This window comes from Mycobacterium gastri (assembly GCF_002102175.1).
Lineage (GTDB): Bacteria > Actinomycetota > Actinomycetes > Mycobacteriales > Mycobacteriaceae > Mycobacterium > Mycobacterium gastri.
In genome coordinates, this window is the sequence record NZ_LQOX01000139.1 from 1 (window position 1) to 19,734 (window position 19,734).

The 19,734-nt window shown below is 64.7% G+C and carries 21 protein-coding genes and 1 tRNA gene; 6 read left to right on the plus strand and 16 right to left on the minus strand.

Annotated features, from left to right (window positions below; all coding sequences use genetic code 11):
• The 3 genes from AWC07_RS27790 to AWC07_RS22715 form a co-directional block, all read left to right on the plus strand.
• Positions 1 to 711, plus strand: a 711-nt coding sequence (locus AWC07_RS27790) for a replication initiator (protein ID WP_167380122.1), incomplete at its 5' end; no start/stop codon positions are given.
• A 7-nt stretch (positions 712 to 718) separates the two neighbouring features.
• The gene (locus tag AWC07_RS29595; protein WP_036408883.1) at positions 719 to 925 is read left to right on the plus strand and encodes a helix-turn-helix transcriptional regulator; all 207 of its coding nucleotides are present in this window, start codon (positions 719 to 721) and stop codon (positions 923 to 925) included.
• Positions 925 to 2,154 (plus strand): tyrosine-type recombinase/integrase, encoded by a 1,230-nt coding sequence (locus AWC07_RS22715; RefSeq protein ID WP_036408885.1) that lies wholly within the window; start codon positions 925 to 927, stop codon positions 2,152 to 2,154. The genes AWC07_RS29595 and AWC07_RS22715 overlap by 1 nt, the downstream gene beginning before the upstream one ends.
• A 191-nt stretch (positions 2,155 to 2,345) precedes the next feature.
• Here AWC07_RS22715 and AWC07_RS22720 read toward each other — a convergent pair whose 3' ends face one another.
• Positions 2,346 to 2,537 carry a hypothetical protein gene (locus tag AWC07_RS22720; protein WP_244187668.1) on the minus strand — a complete coding sequence of 64 codons (192 nt, stop codon included), beginning with the start codon at positions 2,535 to 2,537 and terminating at the stop codon, positions 2,346 to 2,348.
• A gap of 243 nt (positions 2,538 to 2,780) precedes the next feature.
• Here AWC07_RS22720 and AWC07_RS22725 point away from each other — a divergent pair, with 243 nt between their 5' ends.
• On the plus strand, positions 2,781 to 3,746 hold the full coding sequence (locus AWC07_RS22725) for an SIR2 family NAD-dependent protein deacylase (protein WP_036408888.1): 966 nt from the start codon (positions 2,781 to 2,783) through the stop codon (positions 3,744 to 3,746).
• 144 nt (positions 3,747 to 3,890) lie between these two features.
• Here the strand turns inward: AWC07_RS22725 and AWC07_RS22730 are convergent.
• The 15 genes from AWC07_RS22730 to AWC07_RS22800 all read right to left on the minus strand — a co-directional run bounded on the left by AWC07_RS22730 (position 3,891) and on the right by AWC07_RS22800 (position 16,586).
• Positions 3,891 to 3,964 (minus strand) — tRNA-Pro (locus AWC07_RS22730).
• A gap of 68 nt (positions 3,965 to 4,032) precedes the next feature.
• Positions 4,033 to 4,500 carry a lipocalin-like domain-containing protein gene (locus AWC07_RS22735; RefSeq protein ID WP_036408889.1) on the minus strand — a complete coding sequence of 156 codons (468 nt, stop codon included), beginning with the start codon at positions 4,498 to 4,500 and terminating at the stop codon, positions 4,033 to 4,035.
• A gap of 12 nt (positions 4,501 to 4,512) precedes the next feature.
• Positions 4,513 to 5,286, minus strand: a complete 774-nt coding sequence (locus AWC07_RS22740) for an IclR family transcriptional regulator (protein ID WP_036408892.1) — start codon at positions 5,284 to 5,286, stop codon at positions 4,513 to 4,515.
• Positions 5,283 to 6,104 carry a beta-keto acid cleavage family enzyme gene (locus AWC07_RS22745; protein WP_036408895.1) on the minus strand — a complete coding sequence of 274 codons (822 nt, stop codon included), beginning with the start codon at positions 6,102 to 6,104 and terminating at the stop codon, positions 5,283 to 5,285. The genes AWC07_RS22740 and AWC07_RS22745 overlap by 4 nt, the downstream gene beginning before the upstream one ends.
• Positions 6,101 to 6,451, minus strand: coding sequence for a beta-D-galactosidase (locus tag AWC07_RS22750; protein ID WP_036408898.1), 351 nt, complete (start codon positions 6,449 to 6,451; stop codon positions 6,101 to 6,103). The genes AWC07_RS22745 and AWC07_RS22750 overlap by 4 nt, the downstream gene beginning before the upstream one ends.
• Complete coding sequence (locus tag AWC07_RS22755; RefSeq protein WP_036408901.1) at positions 6,451 to 7,275, minus strand: cyclase family protein; 825 nt, start codon at positions 7,273 to 7,275, stop codon at positions 6,451 to 6,453. Before AWC07_RS22755 ends, AWC07_RS22750 begins: the two co-directional genes overlap by 1 nt.
• Before the next feature lie 2 nt (positions 7,276 to 7,277).
• The gene (locus AWC07_RS22760; protein ID WP_036408905.1) at positions 7,278 to 8,195 is read right to left on the minus strand and encodes a 3-hydroxyacyl-CoA dehydrogenase family protein; all 918 of its coding nucleotides are present in this window, start codon (positions 8,193 to 8,195) and stop codon (positions 7,278 to 7,280) included.
• Positions 8,189 to 8,986, minus strand: coding sequence for an SDR family NAD(P)-dependent oxidoreductase (locus AWC07_RS22765; protein ID WP_036408935.1), 798 nt, complete (start codon positions 8,984 to 8,986; stop codon positions 8,189 to 8,191). Before AWC07_RS22765 ends, AWC07_RS22760 begins: the two co-directional genes overlap by 7 nt.
• A 334-nt stretch (positions 8,987 to 9,320) precedes the next feature.
• Positions 9,321 to 11,066 carry a PE family protein gene (locus tag AWC07_RS22770; protein ID WP_036408908.1) on the minus strand — a complete coding sequence of 582 codons (1,746 nt, stop codon included), beginning with the start codon at positions 11,064 to 11,066 and terminating at the stop codon, positions 9,321 to 9,323.
• 266 nt (positions 11,067 to 11,332) lie between these two features.
• Positions 11,333 to 12,733 (minus strand): ribosome biogenesis GTPase Der, encoded by a 1,401-nt coding sequence (gene der / locus AWC07_RS22775; protein ID WP_036408911.1) that lies wholly within the window; start codon positions 12,731 to 12,733, stop codon positions 11,333 to 11,335.
• Positions 12,730 to 13,413, minus strand: coding sequence for a (d)CMP kinase (cmk, locus tag AWC07_RS22780; RefSeq protein ID WP_036408914.1), 684 nt, complete (start codon positions 13,411 to 13,413; stop codon positions 12,730 to 12,732). The genes der and cmk overlap by 4 nt, the downstream gene beginning before the upstream one ends.
• A 29-nt stretch (positions 13,414 to 13,442) precedes the next feature.
• On the minus strand, positions 13,443 to 14,198 hold the full coding sequence (locus AWC07_RS22785) for a pseudouridine synthase (protein WP_139829834.1): 756 nt from the start codon (positions 14,196 to 14,198) through the stop codon (positions 13,443 to 13,445).
• Positions 14,195 to 14,911 carry an SMC-Scp complex subunit ScpB gene (scpB, locus tag AWC07_RS22790; protein ID WP_051507765.1) on the minus strand — a complete coding sequence of 239 codons (717 nt, stop codon included), beginning with the start codon at positions 14,909 to 14,911 and terminating at the stop codon, positions 14,195 to 14,197. The genes AWC07_RS22785 and scpB overlap by 4 nt, the downstream gene beginning before the upstream one ends.
• A complete protein-coding gene (locus AWC07_RS22795; protein WP_036408920.1) occupies positions 14,911 to 15,726 on the minus strand; it encodes a segregation/condensation protein A in 816 nt (271 codons plus the stop codon). The genes scpB and AWC07_RS22795 overlap by 1 nt, the downstream gene beginning before the upstream one ends.
• Positions 15,723 to 16,586, minus strand: a complete 864-nt coding sequence (locus AWC07_RS22800; RefSeq protein ID WP_036408923.1) for a ParA family protein — start codon at positions 16,584 to 16,586, stop codon at positions 15,723 to 15,725. The genes AWC07_RS22795 and AWC07_RS22800 overlap by 4 nt, the downstream gene beginning before the upstream one ends.
• 180 nt (positions 16,587 to 16,766) lie before the next feature.
• On the opposite strand from AWC07_RS22800, the gene AWC07_RS22805 reads away from it, so the two are divergent.
• Positions 16,767 to 18,341 carry a DHA2 family efflux MFS transporter permease subunit gene (locus tag AWC07_RS22805; protein WP_085105242.1) on the plus strand — a complete coding sequence of 525 codons (1,575 nt, stop codon included), beginning with the start codon at positions 16,767 to 16,769 and terminating at the stop codon, positions 18,339 to 18,341.
• A gap of 91 nt (positions 18,342 to 18,432) precedes the next feature.
• On the plus strand, positions 18,433 to 19,449 hold the full coding sequence (locus AWC07_RS22810; protein WP_036419225.1) for a hypothetical protein: 1,017 nt from the start codon (positions 18,433 to 18,435) through the stop codon (positions 19,447 to 19,449).
• Positions 19,450 to 19,734 lie beyond the last annotated feature (285 nt).

Genomic DNA, 19,734 nt, shown 5'->3' on the forward strand with positions numbered 1-19,734 from the left:
GTGTTCTCGTCGTACCTGATCGCCATCGCGCCATCCTTCCCTCAAAGGAAGGTGCGCATAAAACCCGGGACGGTTCAGGAAGAACCTTCTCCCCCGGCCACCAATCTCGATATGGCCGACTTCGTCGAATTGGTAAGGCGGGCAACGGTCGATACCAAGCTCGCGATAGGCAAAGACGCCGTTCTGCGCTTTGGCGAGCAACTGGACATCAAGCCCATCAGTGGGGCCAGCACGGTCGGCTCCGACGCCGACATTTACAACCGCCATGTTGCCGGCTATCTCGCCAAGTACGTCACCAAGTCCGTCGCAGACCTCGGTATCGATGTCCGGCGTCTCAGCGAGGAAGGAATCGATCAGCTCGTTGTGACGGACCACATGCGCCGAATACTCCAGACGATCGTTTCCGTCGCCCGCGAAGAGCAATATCAGGAGATGACCCTCTGGCTGCACACACTCGGCTTCAGAGGGCACGTGACCAGCAAGTCGCGACAGTTCTCGACGACCATGAAGGCCCTACGCGAGCATCGGGCTGCCTGGCGGCGGGAGCGGGCAGGTTCGGGGCCTGAAGCCGCTACGGTCCAGCAGCTGATGTGGGAATTCGAACGCTCGGGATACGAGAACCTCGGTGACCGCCTGCTGGTCATTTCGGCTTCTACTCGTGCGCGCGAGCAGCGCCTTATCGGGCGTGGCGCGTTGAAGGAAGGGGCGTGAACGGAGGATGCTGCTGGATGGGCGTTGGTACAGTAGCAACGAGCTTGCCGAACTCCTTCACGTTGACGGCTCGACCATCCGGCGTTGGCGAACCGCACGACCGCCGCAGGGTCCGGCATTCGTTCAAGTTTCTGATCGGGTGTTCATGTACAACTCGGACGACGTTGAGATGTGGCTCGCTAGTCGGCGCGTCGATCCCGGCGAGGTGGCGTGATGGCTGACAAAGTAGCTCTGCCACTGGGTATTTCGCTAGCTGCTGACATCGAGGCGCGCTCCGGCGGGGCGTACCGTGCGCGTGTCCGATGGGTCGATCCGGCCGCCAAGAAGCGAGTCTCCAAGTCTGAGACGTTCGTTACCCGTGAAGCGGCGGAAGACTGGATCAACAGGATGCGTCAGTCCGCCGGTCGCGGTATCGATCCCAACACGGCGACGACGACTCTCTCGGAGTACGGCACGATCAACATGAAACTGGCGCTTCGCGGCCTGGAAGGCAAGACCACCGACCCTTACCTTGCCGGGTGGCGCAAGCGAGTCGTGCCATCGCTGGGCCACCTACCGGTAACCATGATCACCAACGGGGCGGTTGATCGGGCTGTCCACGCGTGGATTGCCGACGACTGCGGCCGGTCAACCGTCAAGAACAGTCTCGCGGTGCTGGTCCGGGTCATGGAACAGGCTCACCGCGACGGCATCATCGACCGGAACCCAGCGCGTATCAGCGGCTGGCAGCGCGAATACAAATTGGCCGAGGATGAGCTGGATGACCCGCGCTCCCTGGCGCTACCGGACTGGTCCGCGCTGGTGACCCTCGCTGACGCATTGGTCGCAAACTCCGCAGACAAGTACCAGGGCTGGGGCGACGCGGTCATCTTCGAAGCCTGCACCGCGGCGCGCATCGGTGAAGTCTCCGGCTGTCTCGTTCGCGACATCGACTCCGAGAACTGGATCTGGACCGTATGCCGCCAGACGACCCCATCCCCCGGCGAACTCACGCACGGCGGCACCACCGCATCTGGTGGGGGCCTGGTCGACAAGAACACCAAGGGTCGGCGAGCGCGTCAGGTGCCGTTGATCGAATCGATCCGCGATCTCATTCAGCGTCGGATCGAACTTGCCGGCGGTGAACCGGATGCCCGGCTATTCACCGGCCCAAGAGGCGGGCGAATTACTACCGCCACCCTTCGTGACGCGACCTCATGGGATGAGGTGGTGACCAACGTCGGCTACGAGCAGCTCAAGCGCCATGGCCTGCGACACACCGGGCTGACATGGATGGCCGACGCAGGTGTCCCCCTACACAGTCTTCGCAAGATCGCCGGCCACGGCAGCATCACGACCACGCAGCGCTACCTCCATCCCGATCGGCAGTCGGTCGCCGACGCCGGTGAGCTGCTGACACGGCATCTGTCGTCCACGACTAGGCGCGACTTGCGCGTCGTCTAGCACAATCGCTAGGGCCGCGTTCCGATTCCCCATTCTTGGATGCGGTCTGGACTTCCCTGCTTCCCGATAAATGACGATCCTGCGCCGCCGATCGGTTGAGTCAAGGGTGGCGAAGCCATGACATGGTCACGCCGCAGGCGCCCTTTACGCAGCCGATTGGGAGGCCAGACACTCCAAATCGAGGGAACAACTCACGGGGAGCCGCCGTCATCGGGACAGTGACCGTCCGCCGCGAGGGAAGCCGCGACGAGCTTGTTGTTGGCGACGCCAATGCTCTTGAGGGCCTCGTTTAGCAATGTGACGATGTCGGCGACAACTTGCTTGCCGTATCCGCTGGGCAATCCGTAGCTGTGCAGTTCCCCTCGGTGCTTGTGGTCTTCCAAGCGCGGCCACAATTCATCCGCTATAGAGTCGTAATCGATTGCAAGGCTACTTAGTTCGGCCCGTTAACCAGCGTAATCCTGTGGCTTGTCCAGCGGGTCCAGCGAGTCGGATTATTCGGTCAAGTAGACCACCTTCGGTTTGCTGCGCGACTGATAGGAGTGTACCGGGTAAGCCGTGCTGTGATCCGCGGGAATTCTGCCGAAGCCCTATGAAGCGGTTGCATCGCTGACAGAATCAGGCGCGTGACCGTCTGGCACGAAGATCCCGGAAACGCAGCCCTCGTCCATCGACTTCGGGGCGCGATCGCAGAAGGTGGCCGGCTGATGGTCTTTCTCGGTGCAGGCTTGTCGTTTGGCGCGGCGCGGCTTCAGAGCCGAGCTTCGTTCGATTACGACCGCTACGACCGCTGGTGGCCGCACGATTTTCCGTTCGCCGATCTCACCCCAGACGACGATGGCTTACCCTTGCCCTCTTGGCCGTGGTTGATCAACCGTATGTGCCGCGAGATCGTGAGCCAGTCACCACAGGAGGAACACGCATCATTGCGTGCGTTTTTCATCGAGGAGGGACCGCTCGACTGCGCCCAGTTGTTTCGCCAAACCGTCGGCGAGGCCAACTATCGGGAATTTCTAGTGGCACAGTTCGATGCATCCCGCCAGCCATTTATTCGCACGACGCCCAGCCACAGCGCTTTGGTCCGCCTGGACCTTCCATTGCTGTTCACCACGAACTACGACGAACTGATTGAAGCCGCGTACTTGGATGCGGGCCAACCACTGCGGGTGAGTATCAAGGAAGAACAGTTCAAGGCACGGCGCTCCGAGAAGCCGCAGCCCCATCTCGTGAAGCTTCATGGCTCCATCGATCAACCCGACACCGTTGTGTTGACCCGACTCGACTACGCCCGTGCCCGCGCCGGCCGCACGGAAATGCTGACTTCGCTACGCAACGAGATGGCTGAGACGGCATTTCTGTTCGTCGGTTTCAGCCTCAGCGACCCCAACTTCAACCTGATCCACGACGACATCCGCCTCGTATACGGCATGAACCTGCCGGCCTCTTACACCGTGCAGGGGCGTCGTAACACGATCAAGGAGCGCTATCTTCGGTCGCTCGGCGTGAACACCGTGTGGCTCGACAGCTGGAATGACCTGCCGGAATTCCTGGCCCTGATTCGCCCGATTGAGCCTTCGACACCATCGGGGTAGGAGCCGCCGCTCACTGAGCAAGCAGGTCCGAGGGATCTCAGGAAGTAGCGCGCATCTACAACTGGTCCCAAAGTGGTCCCAGACATTCCAGACGGCTCCGCGATCTAAGGACGATCGCAGCAGCTCAGAGCCTATTCTCTCATGTCGGGCTGACAGGATTTGAACCTGCGACCACTTGACCCCCAGTCAAGTGCGCTACCAAACTGCGCCACAGCCCGGTGCCACCGAAACGACGCGGCGGCAGGTCGAAAGCCTACCGCAGACCAACGCCAAGCGCGGCCACCGCCTAGGCGACCTGCGGGCCGGCCTGCTCGGCACGCTTCCACACCAATGACGAGTACACCGTCCGCCCGTCAGGCAAGGTCAGTTCCGACGATAGGGTCAGCTGGTCGCCGTCGAGGTCGCAGTGCCGTAGATGAAACCTACCCAGGTAGTTGGGCACCAGCGACAGCTTCGCCTCATGACGGATGTCGCCCGTGGACTCGTCGACGAAGTACCGTCCGCTGTAGGCGAGGTACCCCAGCGCCGCGGCCGCCGCCTGCGCGGTGGTGCCGCCGCTGGCCACCGGCCGGTCGTAGTCCGGCCGGCCCGACGACTGGATCTGTGCCGACATGTACCCGTCCGGGGTGTACATGATCAAACCCTGCGCATCCGCACCATGGGGGTATCGCAACGGGCCGTCGGGACTGTCCCGCTCGACGTAGGACACCAGCTCCCAGGCTCCAACAAGCTTGTCACGCAATGCTTTTGCCATTTCCAATGCTCCTCACGACGCTTCGAACCAGCTGTTCACTTTCGCCACCCACGCCCGCAATGCCTGCGCCAGCTCTTCCTCGCGGCCGTAGAACCGCTGCGCCGGCACTGGCACGCTGACGGCCACCAGCTGATCGGTCACGCCATGCAGCACCGTCCCGACCGCGCAAATGCCGTCGGTCTGCTCCTCCCGGTCGTAGGCGATGCCGTCGCGGCTGATCTGAGCAAGCTCCGCGCGCAACGCTGCCCGATCGGTGATGGTGTTGGCGGTCAACGGCATCAGCCGACTGGGCAACGCCTGTACCTGCCGTTCCGACGGCAGCGACGCGAGCAGCGCCTTGCCGTTGGCGCAGCAGTACAGCGGAAAGGAATCTCCCACCGCGCTCACCGCGCGCAACCGCCGCGGCGGAACCACCTGGTCGATGAAATCGGCGCGATCCCCCTCCAGGATCGACAAGTCCACCGTCTCGTCGAGTTCCCGCGACAGCTGCGCCAGGAAGGGGTGCAGGTCGGCCACCACGCTGAGCCGCACGGTGCTGGCCATGCGCGCAATTTCGGGCCCCAGCCGGTAGGGTCCCCGCGCCCCGCGCGAGGCCACCAGACCCTCGTGCTCCAAAGCGTTGAGGATCCGGCTCACGGTGGACCGGGCCATGCCGACCCGCTCCCCGATCTCGACTTGGCTGAGCCCGCCGGGGTGAGCTTGCAGCACCCGCAAGATCTCGGCCGCGCGGGCAATCACCTGGATGCCGCCGCTGCGGACGTCGCCGTCTTCGGCCTTGGCGCTCATCGCCGAACTCCGGGCAGCCGAAGCAACGCCTCGGCTTCCTCGACGGAGGCGACGGGCAAATCCAGGGCCTGGACCAGGCGCATGGTGCGCGACACCAGCGCCAGGTTGCTCGGCGCCAGCTCACCCTTACGCACGTACAAGGTGTCCTCCAGGCCCACTCGCGCATTACCGCCCAGGGCGAGGCCCATCGCGGTCAATTCCAGGTTGGCCCGGCCGATCGCGATGACTTGCCAGATCGCTTCGGGAGGAAGCCGACGCACCATCGTCAGCAGGTTATCGGCGGTGGCGGCCATTCCGCCGCGCACCCCGAGGACGATACTGAACTGCAAAGGTTCGGCCAGCAGACCTTCCTCTTGCAATCGCAGGCAAGCCTCCAGATGCCCGGTGTCATAGATTTCCAGTTCCGGCTTGATGTCCAGCTCGCGCATCCGTGCCGCCAGTCGCCGCACGGCATCGGGCGGGTTGCGAAATTCACTGGCACCGAAGCTCATCGAGCACGGATTGAGGGTGGCCATCCGCGGCCGCAGTTCGACCAGCTTTTCGCGCTCCTCGAACGGCACCGACAGGCCGACGCCGGTCGACAGCTGGATCAGGATCGGGCAACGCTCGGCGATCAGATCCATTGCCCGCCGCGCGATGTTGAGATCTGCTGTGGGCCTTTCGTTTTCGTCACGCAGATGGATGTGTGCCACCGCGGCGCCGGCGGCATAAGCCTGTTCGACCGCGTTCGCGATTTCTTCCGGCGTCGTGGGCAACGCCGGGTTGTCGGCCTTGGTCGCGATCGGCCCGGTGGGTGCGACGGTAATGACGACGCTCACGCCCCGGCCTCCTGCGGATGAGCGATGGCCACCAGCAGCATCGCCGGACGCCCGGAACGGTTTTCCAGCGACCGCACTTCGCCCTTGGCGAAATGCACGCTGTCGAGCCGGCCCAGGACCGTTTCGGTTCCCTCGGCGGTGACGACCAGCTCACCGTCGAGCACCACGTAGACGGTTTCCTCTCGGGCTGAGGCCTTTTCGGCGATCCCGCCCGGCTGGTAGGTGGACAGCCCCACCCAGAACCGTTCGGTGTGTCCGGCTTCGTGGCCCTGCAGCCGCAGCGTGAGCACGTCACGGTGCAGCGCGGCAACGTATTCCGGTGCCTGCGACACCCTGGTCACGTTCATCAGGCCCCCGTCTCGATGCGGTAGCTCCCGGTGGGGTCGACAATCGCCACCAGCCGAACGATGCAGCCGTCGCCACCCACCCAGCGCCAGGGGAAGGCGGCAAACGTGACCCGCTTGCCGGTGACCTTGTCCAGGTCGCCGCCCACGTTTTCGAATCCGTAGATGCCCTTCGACAGGATCGCCCGGTGGCAGGGCTCCCACTCCGGGAAGTCGTCCAGCACCTTGCGGCCCGTCTCCTGCTCGTATTCGGTTACCGCCCAGGGCAATAGGCCACCCTGAGCCGCCGCCGGGCCATGTGGCGCGATCGCGGTGGCCAGCGGATGGTCCAGCGCCTGGGTATCGGTGCCTACCGCCTTGACGCCCTTGGCAGCAAACCACTCCCCTGCTTCCTTGTAGAACCCCGGCGAGTAGGCGTAGTACTCGGCGCTGTCGGCGTATTTGTGGTGCCAGCCGGTGTTGACCACGACGATGTCGCCGGGCCGGATTTCGGGACTGGCCTGCTCCAGGTCCTCGGCGGTAACCACACCCCACTTGGTCTTCGGGATCGACACGACCACCCCGGTGCCGAAGAAGGCGCTCAGCGGGATCTCATCCAGGAACGGCGTTCCCTCCACCACATGCGCCGGGGCGTCGATGTGGGTGCCGGAATGCATGACGGTGGTGATCTTTTGCGTCAGCACCCGGCTTTTCGCCATGCCGTGCAGCCGTTCGATCTTGACGTCTTCGAAGTACGGCCAGGCGGGCACTGCGTGTCCCCACGGGTGCGACAGGTCATAGAACTCCAGCTTGGACTCGGCATCACCGAGGGGCCACGTGAAAGTCATGGCTAATTACTTCCTTTCCTATTGGGGTCTTGGTCGAGTTGTGCACTGATGTGCCGGGAAAGCCGTGCCGCCGTGCGCTCGCGGGCGCCCGCGGGCCAGTCGAGGAAACCGTGTCCGGTGCGCGCCCCGAGTTGCCCCTCGGCAACCAGTTGGCGCAGCAGCGGGCTGGGATGCGGGTCGCTGTTGAGGCTGGGGATCACCGCGTCGTGGATGGCCAAGGTGAGGTCGAGCCCGATGTAGTCGGCGTTTTCCAGCGGTCCCAGTGTGGCCAGCCGTAGCCCAATGGTGTTGCGTACCACCAGATCCACCGTCTCGGCGTCGCACACGCCTTCAGCGACCAGCGCCATCGCCTCACGCCACAGCGCATGCTGAAGCCGGTTGCCGATGAATCCGGGGACATCGCGTCCGACCCGCACCGCCATCTTGCCGGCTTCGGTCAGCAGCGCCACGATGCGTTCCATCGTGTCCGGGGCGGTTCGATCGCTGGGCACCACCTCGACGACGGGAATGAGGTCGGGCGGATTCCAGAAGTGGGTGCCGATCGCTCTGCTGCCGTCGTCGACGCGCTCGGCGACGCCGCCGATCGGCAGCACGGACGTATTGGTCGCCAGCACCGCATGGGGGGCCAGGCCCGCCAGGCGTTCGAAGAGTTCCTGTTTGGCGGCCAGGTTTTCGACGATGGCCTCGATCACCAGGTCGGCGTTGTGCGCGGCCGCCGCCAGATCACCGGTGGCGGTGATCGATCCGCGTTCTGCGCCGCGCACTTGGGCGGCTTCCGCCGCTGCGGCGTCGAGGATTTCGGCGTTGGTGTCGGTGATGACGACCTCGAGCCCCGCCGATGCCAGCACGCCGGCGATGCGCCGGCCCATCAAACCGGCGCCGACGACGGCGGCGCGAGAAAACCCGTGCGCCTTCAGCATGCGGTGTATCCGCCGTCCAGATACATCACCTGGCCGGTGTAGAAGCTTGACGCATCGCTGAGCAGATAGATCAGCGCGCCGACGAAGTCTTCGGGTTCTGCGAAGCGGCGCAACGGGATCCGGGCGAACATCGCCTCGCGGGTGGCGCGTCCCTTCTCGTCGTCGGCGTACATCCACTCGGTCAGCTCGGATCGGAAAACCGTTGGTGCAAGGGCATTTACCCGAATTCCGTCGGCACCCCATTCGGCCGCCAGGGACTTGGCCAGCAGGTCGGTGCCCGCTTTCGACGGGCAGTAGGCGCTGTAGCCGGCGGGGTGACCGAGCGCTCCGCGGACCGATGAGACCAGCACGATGCTGCCGCCGTCGCGCTGATCGAGCAGCACCCGCCCGGCCGCTTGGCAGACCAGCCAGGCGCCCCGCAGATTGGCGTCCATCACCTTGTCGAAATCCTCGACGGCCATCTCGGTGATGGGCGCGACGTGGTTCATGCCCGACGCCACCAGAACCCCGTCGAGGCGGCCGTGGCGGGCAATGGCCGCAGCCACCATGGCCTGGGCGTCGGCCGGAGTCTCGGGCCGACGCTCGACCACCACCGCGTTGTCGATGCCGGCGTTCTCAACCAACTCGGCCAGGGCGGCAGCGTTGCCGCCGGTCAGAGTCAATCGAGCACCCGCATCTGCCAGCGCCCGGGCGGCGACGCGGCCCAGCGAACCGGTGGCGCCGGTGATCAGGATGGACTTGTCTTGCACGCTGAACCGCGTCAAGCCCGGATTTGGCGCTTGCTGTGCCATCGTCACCGTCTCTCACTTGTTCCTGCAGTGCGGGATTCTTCGCTCGTTATGTGAGAGATCCTAAGAGCCGCGCGATGCCAGCGTCAACCGGATACTCCTGTGATATAGGCCGCTATGCCCGTATTGTGGGATTTGATCGGTATGCTGACCGGATGCAAGACGGGACCGGTGGGCTCGGCACCCTTGGCACGTTCAGCTTCGGGGGTGCCGGCGGCACCGCCGGCACCACGGGAGGAATTCCGTCTATCGGGGTCCGCGGCAACGAGGGCGCCGGGGGCTGTTGTTCGGCAATTCCGGCGCGTCCGGTTAGCGCTGATCGCCGACAGCCACTACGTCACAGACTGGCGAAATCGTCGACGATCGATCTGGCCGCGTTGGTGAGGACTATGGCTTCGAAACCGGTGGCGATCGTGAACAGCGCGATGTCAGCGGCGATGGGGTCGCCGACCGCATTGATCAGCCCATACGGGTCACCGTTGATCGCTTGCGAAATCCCGTTCAGGAAGAGTTGGGCGTCGTAGTAGGGGACGGCAGTTACGGCGGCATTCACGAAGTCTGCCGTCGGCAGCAAAACTGAGTACCCCGTCGATGCCGCGCTGGAGATGACATCGGTGATCCGGGTATTCGCCGCTTCCAGGGCGTCAATGAAGTCAATGAAACCGTCGATCGACGTCGGCGGCGGGCCCAACGAGGGCAACGAAATCGACGACAGCGCCTGCAACAGGCCGGACAGCGACGCTCCCGATGCCTCGGCGCGGACATCGCTGACAAAAGCGCCGATTCCCTGCTGGGTGCCGATGACCAGACGGTCAACGACAACGCCGGGGTCGACCTGCGGGAACAGCCCGAACGGGGTGGGCACATTCGGCGGCCCGGTCGACCAGCCCTGATCGGGGCTTCCGTAGCCCAAGTTGACCAGCACCCTCATGTCCGGTTCGACCAAGTCGGCCAGCGGATTCCCAATAACCGGGATTGCCCGCAGCGGCTCCAGGAGCGGCAGATGCGGGTTGGGAATCATGTAGTAACTGGTCAGCGTGGGACCTACGGTGTTGGTCAGCGGTATAGCCGTAGCAATCTGCGCGGGTGTCAGATCTGCATAGGTGCCGTGCACGTAGTAGATGCCCGCGATCGCGTTGAAGTCGGCCAGCAGATTGATCGGGTATTGCGGGAAGTCGGCGAAGCCGTCGTATTCAATCGTGTAAATCTTCGTCGTGAAGGAATTGTCCGGTGTCGCGCCGTAGAACGTGAAGCCCAGACTCGGCATGGTCAGACCGGGGAAGCGTGCCAGCAGTCCGCCGTTGGGATTCATGGGATCACCGAGCAGCGTGAAAACCACCGGCAGCGAGCTTGGTGTATTGCTGGGACTGAGCTGATGCATCACCAGCGAGGACAGTATGGAACTCTGCGAGAAGCCCAGCACGGCAACGTTGTTGCCGGCGTCGAGTTGCTGACGGATAGCCTGGTCCAAGATTGCAACGCCCTGGGCCACCGACACATCCGGCGTCAAATCCTTGATGCCCGTAAGCGGATAGAAGCGCTCCGGAGTAAAGAGGGCTAGCGCGTTGGCCACGCCGAAGCCGGGGTAATTGGGTGTGATGTATTTGGAGACAACGGCGTCCACATAACTTTGTGGCGGTAACGGCAGACCGCTGCCGCCCATGGCCAAGGTGACATCGGCTGCCGCGAGTGCGCTTCCAACGTTCGCCGAGCCGGTCCCGGCAGCGCCGCTCGTTGCGTCGGCGAGAATCGCTCGGACCGACGATCTGAGCGCTTCCAATGTGCCGGAGACCGCGGCAACGTTAGCCGCCTCGACCTGCGCGTAGGAGCTCCCCGCGGCGGCCAACGCCCGAGTGAACTCATCGTGAAACGCTGACGCCTGCTCGAGTACCGTGTGCCACTCCAGGGCGTACGAGCTAAACAGCTTCGCGACGACTGTCGACACCTCGTCGGCGGCCGCTGCCACCACACCGGTCGTCCGGCCCGCCACGGCCGCATTCGCCTCGGTGATCGCCGAACCAATCTGTGCCGCGTCCGCGGCAGCTGCCGCCAACATCTGCGGTTGGACGGTCACATACGTCATCGAGCAGATCCTCCACGACCAGGGCCATACTCAGCCCACAACTCTGTTGTTCCGGCGACGCCACCCGGGATCGCGCGCACAGCCCTCGGCCCTCATCTACAAAGTAGTTGGGCCGCTACCAGCTTGTCCGGCATTCGCACTGATGCCCTTAGCAATGTGAGTGCGCTGTCGGGGCGCAAGAGTTGGGGAACCGTATCCACAAACTCCCACCGTCGGGGGCACGCAGAAACGGTGTGCCAACGAGAAACCGTATGCGGATGACACGCTCAGCGGCGCTTGGCGCCCCGCTTTTCGCGCACCCGCACGTTGATCCGGATCGGACTGCCCTCGAAGCCGAATGTCTCGCGCAGCCGCCGCTCCAGGAACCGCCGGTAGCCAGCCTCCAGGAAACCGGTGGTGAACAGCACGAACGTCGGCGGCCGCGCGGTCGCCTGGGTGGCGAACAGGACGTGGGGTTGCCTGCCGCCGCGCACCGGGGGCGGCGTCGCGGCCACCACGTCCTTCAGCCAGGCGTTCAGCGGCCCGGTCGCTATCCTCGTGTCCCACGACGCCAGCGCGCTCTGCAGCGCCGGCACCAGCTTCTGGACCGCCCGACCCGTCTTGGCGGAGATGTTGACCCGCTGCGCCCAGCGCACCTGCGCCAGTTCGCGGTCGATCTCTCGCTCCAGCAGCTCGCGCCGGTCCTCGTCGACCAGGTCCCATTTGTTGAATGCCAGCACCAGGGCCCGTCCGGCCTCGATGACCATCGACAGCACCCGCTGATCCTGTTCGGTCAGCGGCTGTGACGCGTCGATCAGCACGATCGCCACCTCGGCGGAATCGATGGCCGCGTGGGTGCGCACCGACGCATAGAACTCGTGTCCGCTGGCCTGGCCGACCTTGCGCCGCAGGCCCGCGGTGTCGACGAAACGCCACACCTTGCCGCCCATTTCGATGAGCGAATCCACCGGGTCGACCGTCGTCCCCGCGATCTCGTGCACCACCGACCGCTGATCGCCGGCCAGCTTGTTCAGCAACGAGCTCTTGCCGACATTGGGTTTGCCGACCAGGGCCACCCGCCGCGGGCCGCCGCCGGCCGAGGCCGACTCCCCCACTTCGGGCAGCGCGGCCAACACCTGGTCGAGCAGATCGGCCACACCCCGACCGTGCATCGCGCTGACCGCATGCGGCTCGCCAAGTCCCAGCGACCACAACGCGGCCGCGTCGGCTTCGCCCTTCTCGTTGTCAACCTTGTTGGCAGCCAAGAAGACTGGCTTGCCCGAGCGCAGCAGGATGCGGGCGGCGGCCTCGTCGGCGGTGGTGGCGCCGACAGCGGCGTCCACCACCAAAATCACCGCATCGGCGGTGCGCATCGCCACCGATGCCTGCTCGGCCACCAGCTGTTGCAGGCCTTTGGCGTCCGGCTCCCATCCCCCGGTGTCCTGGACGACGAACCGGCGTCCGCTCCACAGGGCATCGTAGGACACCCGGTCACGCGTCACGCCCGGAACGTCCTGCACCACCGCCTCCCGCCGGCCCAGGATCCGATTGACCAGAGTCGATTTGCCGACATTGGGCCGGCCCACGATCGCCACCACCGGCGCGGGCGCCGACTCCGACAGCTCGGCCAGATCGGAATCGTCTAGCTCCCAGTCGCTTTCGTCGGACCAGGTGCCGTCGTGGGTCACCGCAGGGCTCCGCTACGCTGCGTCACCAACTGCAGTAGGTGATCGACGACTTGGGCCTCGTTCATGTCGGTGGTGTCGACGACGATCGCATCGGAGGCCGCTCGCAGCGGCGACACCGCGCGGGTGGAGTCCAGATGGTCGCGCCGGCGGACGTCGGCCAGCACCGCGTCGTAGTCGTCGGCCAGCCCAGCCGCGACGTTTTGGTCGTTGCGGCGCCGGGCGCGGGTTTCGGCCGACGCGGTCAGAAAGATCTTCACCGGCGCATCGGGAAACACCACGGTCCCGATGTCGCGGCCTTCCACGACGATGCGGCCCGGCCCCTCGGCCATGGCACGTTGCAGCTCGACCAGCCGCTCACGCACCACCGGCACCGCGGACACCGCCGACACCGCCCGGGTGACGTCATCTCCCCGGATCTGCGCCGAAACATCTTCTCCGGCAAGGCAAAAGCTGCCGACGTCCGGGCTGTAGCCGACCGACATCCGCGTGGTCGACGCACAGTCCCCGACCGCCTGCGCGTCTGCCGGGTCGATGCCGGCACGCAGTACCGCCAGCGTCACCATCCGGTACATCGCGCCGGTGTCCAAAAAACGAGCTCCCAGCTTACGCGCTAATCCCCTTGAAACAGAGGACTTTCCGGTCCCGGCCGGACCATCGATGGCGATAACCGCCTGCGCCACAGGTCGATGACCCGCTTGGCTTGCGTCACTCACAGGCCCACCGCTTGGTACAGTTGTCCGATCTCGTCGCGGCCGAGCGTCCGCACACTGCCCGGACGCTGCTTGCCCAGCGTCACCGGGCCGATATCGGTGCGCACTAATGCCTCCACCGGAAATCCCGCCGCCGCCAGTAGCCGGCGCACGATTCGGTTACGTCCTTCGTGCAGTGTCACCCGCACCAACGTCTTGCCGGGAATCGCGTCGACCACTGCGAAACCGTCGACCCGGGCCAGCCCGTCGTCCAATTCGATTCCCGCCCTGAGCTTTTTGCCCACCCCCCGGGGCACCGTCCCGGCCACCGTGGCCAGATAGGTCTTGGGCACCTGATGCGAGGGATGCATCAACCGGTGCGCCAGCTCGCCGTCGTTGGTCAGCAGTATCAGTCCTTCGGTGTCGGCGTCCAGCCGCCCGACATGAAAAAGATTCTTGTTCCCGCGGACTTTCCGCTCGATCAGGTCGCCGATACACGGCCGGCCGCGGTCGTCGGACATGGTCGAGTGCATGCCGCGCGGCTTGTTCAGCGCCAGGTAGACGAGCGACTCGTCGAGCACCACCCGGGCCCCGTCGACCCGGATCACCGAGACGTCCGGGTCCACCCGGGTGCCCAGCTCGGTCACCAGCTTTCCGTCGACTTCGACCCGGCCGTCGATGATCATCTTCTCCGCAGCCCGCCGGGATGCAATTCCGGCCTGCGACAACACTTTCTGCAAACGAATACCCGGCGACTGCTCAAGTTCGACCATCAGTTGTCCACGTCGAACGTCAATGTCTGGTCGGGTGGCTGGCCGCCGGCGAGCTTGATGAAACGCGGCTCGCTGTCCAGCGAGGCGCTCAGGTCGTCGATCGTGTCGACGTCGGGAAGCAGTGGCGCGAGATCGGGCAGCTCGGACAACGACGTCAATCCCAAACGCTCCAAGAACAAGTCGGTGGTGGCGAACGTCACCGCGCCGGTGTCCTCGTCGGTACCGACCTCGGTGATCAGGCCGCGCGCCAACAGGGTACGCATCACGGCGTCCACGTTGACCCCGCGAACCGCACTCACCCGGGCACGCGTCACCGGTTGACGGTAAGCCACGACGGCAAGGGTTTCCAACGCGGCCCGGGTGAGCTTGGTTCGCGCTCCGTCCAGAAGCAGCTTCTCGACGTAGGGCGCGAATCGGGCGCGGGTATACAACCGCCAGCCTTCGCTGCTGTGCCGCAAATCGATGCCGCTGTCGCGTTCGGTGAGTTCGTCGGCCATCAACCGCAGTTTCGCCGCGACCCGGTAGACCGGTTGTTCGGTGGCCGTGGCCAGCGTCTCGGCGGTCACCGGGGTGTCGACGACCAGCAGCAATGCCTCCAACACCCGCCCGAGTTCGTCGGGATCCATCTCGGCGGGCTCGGCGATATCCGGGATGCCCGAGGGAATGTCATAGCCCAGATCTTGATCGGGATCTGCATCGTCACTGGCGCCGGTCATCATTGGTCTCGCACTTCCACCAAAGCTTCGTTGGTCGGCCGTTGCCCGGTCCACGAAATCTGGAGCACCCCAAGAGGCTCTGACTGGTCGAATGCTACCGTCCGCGATCGATACAGTTCGAGCAGCGCCAGGAAGCGCCCGACGACCTCGATCGGCGCCTGACAGTCTGCGACCAGCTCAGAAAATGTGGCCCATTGGCCACCGCCCCGCGCTTGCAGCATCGCCAGTAGGTGTTTGGCCTGCTCGGCAACCGAGACGGTCTGCTCGTGCAGATGCGCGGTCGCCACCTTGGGTGCCGGCCGCGGAGTCAGGGCGACCGCGGCGATCTCGGCGAAGCGCTCGGCGTCGACGCCCAGCATCACCTCGGGCAGCAGGCCGGCGAACCGGTCTTCCAGTGACACCGCGCGCGGGTAACTGCGCAACGCGGTGGCCTCCAGCTCGGCGAACATCTCCGCGACATGCTTGAACGCCCGGTATTGCAGCAGCCGCGCGAACAGCAGATCACGCACCTCGAGCAGGGCGAGATCCTCTTCGTCATCGACCTGCCCGGCCGGCAACAGCCGGGCCGCTTTGAGGTCGAGCAAGGTCGCGGCGACCACCAGAAACGCCGTGGTCTCCTCCAGGTCCAGCTGGGCGCCGATGGCTTTGGCGTAGGCGATGAAGTCGTCGGTGACCTGATGCAAGGCCACTTCGGTGACATCGAGCCGGTGGGCGAATATCAGCTGCAACAGCAGATCGAACGGCCCCTCGAAGTTGGTCAGCCGGACCTGAAAGCCGTTCTGGGGTGCGGTGTCTGGGTTCGCGGTGTCGTTCACACGCCGAATCGGTCGATGAACTCGCGGGCCAGGGCGCGGTAGGCCACGGCACCGCCGGACTTGGGGGCCCAGGTCGTGATGGGTTCGCCCGCAACGGTGGTCTCGGGGAAACGAACCGTACGGCTGATCACGGTATCGAACACTAGGTCACCGAACCGCTCGACGACGCGGGCCATCACCTCGCGGGCGTTGACGGTGCGCGGGTCATACCGGGTCAGCAGGATGCCGCTGATCTCCAGCTTGGGGTTCAGCCGGTCGCGCACCTTGTCGACCGTGTCGGTCAGCAACGCCAGGCCGCGCAGCGAGAAGAACTCGCACTCGGTCGGAATGACCACACCGTCTGCGCAGGCCAGCCCGTTGACGGTGAGCAGACCCAACGACGGCTGGCAGTCGATGAGCACATAGTCGTAGCGGTCCAGCACCGGGTACAGCGCCCGGCCCAGGGTCTGCTCCCGGCCCACCTCGTTGACCAGCTGGATCTCCGCGGCCGACAGGTCGATATTGCTGGGCGCCAGATCCATGTCCTTGACCCGGGTGTGAATCAGCACGTCGTCGATCGACACCCGCGGCTCCACCAGCACGTTGTGAATAGTCTTTTCCAGTTCGTAGTGCGGGACACCCAGGCCCGCGGACAACGCGCCCTGCGGGTCCATGTCCACCAGCAGCACCCGCCGGCCGTACTCGGCCAACGCGGCACCAAGGTTGATGGTCGACGTGGTTTTCCCGACGCCGCCCTTCTGGTTGCACATCGCCACCACCTTGGCCGGCCCGTGCGCGGTCCGCGGCACCGGGTCAGGAACCGCCCGCGGCGGCCGTCCGGTCAGGCCGACTTGGATGCCGCTGTCGGGATGGTCGGTCATACCCGGTCGTGGCTGAGGGTGACGGGCGTCAGGGTGGACATCGCAGGAAAGTCTAACGGCTCCGTCCGCCTGCGCCGGGAGACCCGCGGGCAACTTATGGGAGCTATGCCATTGTCGGCAGCCGCAGGACCGCGGCGCTGTGACATGCTTCTCCGGCAAGCGCATTTCTTGGGAGCTGCTATGGACGACACGAGCACCGGCCAACGAAGCCACGCCGATCAACTCGACGCCCGGCTACTGCGGATCGCCGGGGTGTGTGTGCTCGGTTCGATGATGTCGATCGTGGACACGACGGTGGTCACCGTCGCGCAGCGCACCTTCGTCGCCACGTTCCATACCACTCAAGCCATGGTTGCCTGGACCATGACCGGCTACACCCTCGCCTTGGCGGCGGTGATCCCGCTGGCCGGTTGGGTGGCCGACCGGTTCGGTACCAAGCGGCCCTTCATGGGTTCGCTGCTCGCGTTCACCTTCGGCTCACTGCTGTGCGCGATGGCGCCCAATATCACTCTGTTGGTCGTGTTTCGGGTGGTGCAGGGCCTCGGCGGGGGCATGCTGATGCCGCTGGTTCTCACCATCCTGACCCGAGAGGCGGGCCCCCGCCGCCTCGGGCGGGTGCTGGCCATCTTGGGCATTCCGATGCTGCTCGGACCGGTCTTCGGTCCGGTGCTGGGCGGCTGGCTGATCGACAGCTACGGATGGCAATGGATCTTCTGGATCAACCTGCCGATCGGGCTGGTCACGCTGCTGCTTGCGGCAGTCGTCTTCCCGGGGGATCGGCCGACACCGTCGGAGTCGTTCGACGTCCTCGGCATGCTGCTGCTCTCCCCCGGCCTGGCCACATTCCTGTACGGGGTGTCCGTCGTTCCCGCGCGCGGAACGGTGACCGATCGCCATGTGTGGATACCGGCCGCGCTCGGTCTGGCGTTGATCGTCGGGTTTGTCTTACATGCCGGCTACCGCGCCGAGCATCCGCTGATCGATCTGCGGTTGTTCACCAACCGCGTGGTCGCACTTGCCAACTCGGCGATGTTTCTGTTCGCCGTCTCGTTTTTCGGCGCCGGGCTGCTATTCCCGAGCTACTTTCAGGAGTTGCTGCACCAGACGCCGTTAGGGGCCGGGATGAGCATGGTCCCGAGGGGAATCGGCGCCATGGTGACCATGCCGCTGGCCGGATCCATGATGGACAAACGCGGACCCGGCAAGATCCTGCTGGCCGGTGTGGCGCTGATCGCCGCGGGCATGGGCATCTTCGCCTACGGCGTTGCCAGACAAGCGGCTTACCTGCCGACACTGCTCATCGGATTGACGATCATGGGCCTGGGCATGGGATTGACGATGATGCCGCTTTCCGCCGCCGCGGTGCAGACCCTGGCCCCGCATCACATCGCGCGGGGTTCGACGCTGATCAGTGTCAATCAGCAGGTGGGCGCATCGGTGGGAACCGCCTTGATGTCGATGATCCTGACCAGCCAGTTCAATCGCAGCGCAAACGTCGCCGCCGCACGCAAGATCGCGGTCCTGCAAGAGGACGCGGCCCGGCGCGGGGTACCGGTCGACCCGTCGTCGATACCGCCGCAGGCACTCAACCCTGACTTCAAAGGCCCTGACTTCAAAGGCAATGTGCTGCATGACCTTTCGTATGCATACAGCGTGGTTTTCGCGGCGGCGGTGGTGCTGGTGGCGCTGACACTGGTCCCGGTGGCGTTTCTGCCGCGCAAGCCCGCGGGCCAGCTGCCGACGAGGGTGAATTAACCTGCCGCTCGTTCGCCGCCAGCACCCGGCCGGGTTCACCCGGGCCACGCGCCGGCGCCCCAACACGGCGCTTGGTGGATATGCTTGCACGATGACTTCGCGGGAAGGACCGTCGCACATAGCCAGCGAAAATCCGCAACGGTTGCCGACGAAACGCGACGTGGAAACCAGCATTGCCGCAATGGCGAATGTTGCCAAGTCCGACGGTATCTCAGCAGTCGACGAGAGCCTCCTGGAAGCCGCACGCCGGTATCTAGCTGACGACGACATCGACTGGAGGAAGGTTGCCGAGCGACCGGCCGACGAAATATCGGCCACACTCGAATCCGATGTTGCCAAACGCTGCGTGTTGTTCCTGATGACCGCCGCAATTTTCGCGCACGGGAGCGTTCAGCTGCCGAGAGTCGAGGCGAGCCTGAAGATCGCGAGGGCGCTCGGTTGCCACGAGGGGTTCCTCGACGACCTCCTCGACATTGCCCGCGGACGCGAATTCATTGGGGCGATGCGAATCAGGGCAAAGCTTATGAGCAGCCACGGCACGTCCCGTATTCAGGTGCTGAAGGGCTTCTGGGACAACATGTCCGGTTATCTCGGGCTTTCGACCGACCCGGTGCTGGCTGCGTCCTATCACAAGCTGGGCCTGCTCGAACCGGGGTTGCTCGGACGCGAACTCTGGGCCCACTATGTTCGGAACAACCTGAGGTTTCCCGGTGAAAAAGGCACCACGGGCGAATTCATTGTTTCGCATGACGTGGCTCATGTCTTGTCCGCCTATTCGACGGAGCCTGCCGGTGAAATCCTTGCTGGAGCGTTCACGGTCGGATACAAGGCCCGCAATCCATTTGCACCGCTGCTGCTGGTGCTTCTGCAGTTTCAGGCCGGCATAAAAATTGACTTTCGGTCCGAGGCGCTGACCGGATCACTTGATCCCGCCGGCTATATGGATGCGTTTCGGCGCGGCCTCGAATGCAATGCTGACCTTACCTACGGGAGTTGGGACTGGCGACACTACGCCGAGGTGCCGGTGGCGGAGCTTCGCGAGCGGTTGGCGATTCCACCGCAAGCCGCGCCGGCCGTTGCGGGCGGCACCTATCAAGAAGTCTTGTGAAGCACCAGGCGTCACTATTGAACGTATGCCGCTAATTGCCGGACCGACACCCGGGCCAGACATTAGACGAGCGGTGATTTTATCTTCGTTAACTACTCCTACCGGGGGGTTAACAAAGCGGTAATTTCAGTTCGGCCTCCGCGCCGCAGGGACGGCGGATACAAACTAATGCACTGATTGCCGACATCTTGCCGACATCGACGTCGCGACCGGCCGCGTCAGTCCCCAGCGCAAGGTGGTATCAATGACCGTCAATTTTTCTGCCAACGACGTTGATTGCTCTCG